Origin of the sequence: Endozoicomonas sp. ALC013, from assembly GCF_049310205.1 — a bacterium.
Lineage (GTDB): Bacteria > Pseudomonadota > Gammaproteobacteria > Pseudomonadales > Endozoicomonadaceae > Endozoicomonas.
On record NZ_JBLYNS010000263.1, the window covers coordinates 1 to 3760 of the forward strand.

2 protein-coding genes are annotated in these 3760 nt (G+C 43.5%); one reads left to right on the forward strand and one right to left on the reverse strand.

Annotation, left to right across the window (positions count from 1 at the left end):
- The coding region (locus ACO6V1_RS22860; RefSeq protein ID WP_422468783.1) for a DUF1601 domain-containing protein at positions 1-2066 on the forward strand (2066 nt) is incomplete at its 5' end.
- A 252-nt stretch (positions 2067-2318) separates the two neighbouring features.
- Here the strand turns inward: ACO6V1_RS22860 and ACO6V1_RS22865 are convergent.
- A partial coding sequence (locus ACO6V1_RS22865; RefSeq protein ID WP_422468786.1) for a hypothetical protein occupies positions 2319-3760 on the reverse strand: 1442 nt, incomplete at its 5' end.

Sequence of the window (3760 nt, forward strand, 5' to 3'; positions counted from 1 at the left end):
AGCGTCATGCATTTTATCGTGCTTCTGACGCCTCCTCTGCTAACCATCCACCAAGACATTCAATAAAACCGGTTCAGGATTTTAATGCTCTTATCACACAAGCAAAAATGGATGACCTGATGAGGATATCTACTCATTATGGTGATCGCTATAAAGGAAAAAAACACAGTCATTTTGCCTGTTCAATCAAACAATACACATCAAGGTCAAAACGACCATTAAATCACAGTGAACAACGCCAACTGATACCCTTGTTGCACGCTTTTAAAGCGACATCCGGGTGGACCTGGAGAAGCCTGACGACGACGCTTCATGCATTTACATCAGCGGGTGTTTTTACCCCACATAAGTACATGAATGAGAGAAGCAAGGAGGCTCAGACAGCTTTTTTGTCAACGTTACTTGATGCAGTAATTCTTAAGTGCAACCAAGAACCTGACGCCCTGGGTATTGATACCCGGGGTACTGCCAATCTGCTGTGGGCCCTGGCAAAAATGGTGGGCAACGGGCTTGAGCTGGAGACGACACCGAAGCTCAAAGAAGCTGTCGTCGCGCTGTTGCCCCTTGTGAAAACCAAAGCCGAATCAACAGAAGACAAAGACCACTTTAAACCCCAGGAAGTCGCCAACCTGCAATGGGCCCTGGCGAAACTGGTGGACAACGGGCTGGCGCTGGAGAAGACAGCGAAGCTCAAAGAGGCCGTCGCTGCACTGTTGCCCCATGTGAAAACCAGAAAATCAAAAGGCTACTTCAAGCCACAGGAAGTGGCCAACCTGCTGTGGGCCCTGGCGAAACTGGTGGACAACGGGCTGGCACAGACGACACCAAACCTCAAAGAGGCCATGGCCGCGCTGTTGCCCCTGATGAAAACCAAAGCCGAATCAAAAGAAGAGAAAGAGCACTTTAATCCTCAGCATATTGCCAACCTGGTGTGGGCCGTGGCGAAACTGGTGGACAACGGGCTGGAACTGGAGAAGGTGGCAAAGTTCAAAGAGGCTGTGGGCGCGCTGTTGCCCCTGATGCAAACCAAAGCCAAATCAAAAGAAAAGAAAGACCAATTCAAGCCACAGGAAGTCGCCAACATAATGTGGGCCTTGGCAAAACTGGGGGACAACGGGCTAGAGAAGACAGCGAAGCTCAAAGAAATCATGACCGTGCTTTTGTACAATGTAAAAAACAAAGTCGAATCAACAGAAGAAAAAGACCACTTCAAGCCACAGGAAGTCACCAACCTGCTGTGGGTCTTGGCAAAACTGGGTGAGGCTATTGAGCTGAACCTGGTTAAATCTACGTTCGATTCTCTTGTCGAAAGAGTCAGTGAAAGCTCTCAGTTCTATCACCAGGGTGTATTGATGTCTCTCTGGGGAGTCATGGTATTTTGTGCCAGGTTTTATCTTTGTAATTACACCAATAATAAAAGCTTGCTTGAAAAGCACATAGGTGAACTATTTTCTCGCCTGGAAAATACCTTGCAAATAGATACAGAGGATGAATCCATCATTGCCATGGCAGCAAGCTGGCTTGGAAGAGCGTGTCCGGTCGTCCCCCATTACCCGACGATTACTTCACAATCTCAATCCAGCTTGCGCGATCAACTGCAATCCAGCCTTCCGTCTTTGAAGATTGAAGAAGAAAAGAGTTTGAACTCATTACCTCCGGTTGACCTGCTACTGCCAGATTACAACCTGGTGATCGACGTTCAGGGACCTTCTCATTACGTGTGTGGTGATTTCAAAACCAGGAATGGTTCGACTTTATTGAAAGTCGCCCTGCTGAAAAAATTAGGATTTGAGGTCATTGAAATACCGGTGAACAAGCTTAATAACCAGGATTCAATGAAAAGAGTTATTGAGCATATAAAGATAAAGTTAGCCGTCTCGCCAGAGGTCCATGCTCTTGTGTTACATAGCAGTGGTGAGGAGGCAGCAGATGAGGCATATTTTACTGCCGATGAAGAATGGCAGTTTTCGGATGACTGTTATTTTACCGCTGAAGAATATTTAGAAGAGCAAACAGAGAAACCAAAAAAGAGAAAAAGGAAGAGAAAAAAAGCCAGTAAAAACTAATGCCTGTTGATGCCGTAGAGTAGTCTACGTTTTATATTTTCCATGAATTAATGAAATATAATTATGGACATTGGTTGCCAAAATATTTAATGTCCTCCAAAATGTTTGGAGAGTTAAAAAAGAAGTGACAATTTAAAAAATAAATGACAAATTCTCCAAAATCCTACTACATTGCATGGTTAAGCGAGGCTTGAGTATTCTGGTACTCGCTTACAACTTTTTGTACTTCCTCAGTATAAGGTATCTATTTTCCTAGTCTGCGATCAAAACAAGAAACTCGTCTAAAAGAGCAAGCAAATCATCCTTTTGAAGAACGACAGCGGAAGGTTGGTTAAAATAGCCTTTTATACTTTCCGGGGGTAATTTTAATTGGGAGATGTGATCAAATTTCCACTTGACGGCTTCAAGGTTAAAAACATGGAAAGGCTGCATTGTCTTAGAATAACTATCATAAAGGCAAGTCAACCAAATGGGAGAAGTGGCATCATCCATGTGGTGAACTGCCAGCCAATAAAAGAATGTTTTTTTTATCATCGAGAGTAAATCTAAACTCTTTTCACTCTCATGTAATTCTCTAATTTCTGACCTTATTCCGGATTTTATTCTTCCAGAAATCTTGTCGGTTACTTCTTGTTCTGGCAAAGAAGTACAATCGAAGATAATGGGTTTGTAGATTGTAGATTTTGATATATTCAGGAAAGCAGTCTCTCCGGACACAAGCTTTTCAGGGACGATAATGTAATTGCCCACAGGCTGGTGGTGGAGTTGTTGATGGATGCGATGCTGCGAAAGTCGCTCCAAAAGTGAGCGGCTCATAGTCATCGTTTTGACAAGTTTTATGCACCGCTGTGAAAATCGTTTACCACGATCTGTTACCGGATCAAGCTTGTCAATTTTTATGGATCTTAGAGAATAAGACATAAGCATTCGTTTTACCCGGCCTTTTAACTGACAGGAATCACAGAACCCGGAGAATGTCTGTAAGATGGCCAATAATACATATTTCAGAAATTCAGGCACTGAGCGGTAAAGATCACATAGCCAGTTTAAATAGTGCACATCAGGCTTTTGTGCATGTATCAGGGAGCATAATATCTTCAGATGCGAATTAAGGAAAGAATCTTTCACACTGCAATTGACCATATTATCCGCCATATGCTTATCCACTATATGCCAAGCGCTTTCTTCTATGATACTTTTCCAATCTTTTATGTTTTCACCAAACCGGTAAAACATTTGTGGTGATAATAGTATCTCCCAATAATCCGGAAATGTGCTGGTTTTTACCGGTCCTCTGTTGAATGCAGAATAGAAATCTTTAAATCTGTGCATAAACTCAGTCGAAGCTGATCTGTTTGTATTTGTCTGTAAGTCATTTTTAATAATTTCAAGACAATAGTTAATCTTACTACCCAAAGAAAATCCCGGTGACTCAAGAATTTGGTCGGAATAGGCATCCCGCCTTTTAGCGGTTAGCTTCAGCTTGGAATTGTCTGGACGATGATAATCCCCCCAGTCGGGTTCTGTGATATCTGCAGTGGCCTGTCCGCCACCACCAAGTTGGTATTGTCGCCAGGTGTGGCCGCCATCGGGGCTGATCTCAACAAAACGGTGCGAAGCATTCGCTACTTGCCGCGCAGGAATACCCCAATAGTGGCAGAGCACCTGGAAAATCGTCGCCTTGTGTCGGCAAA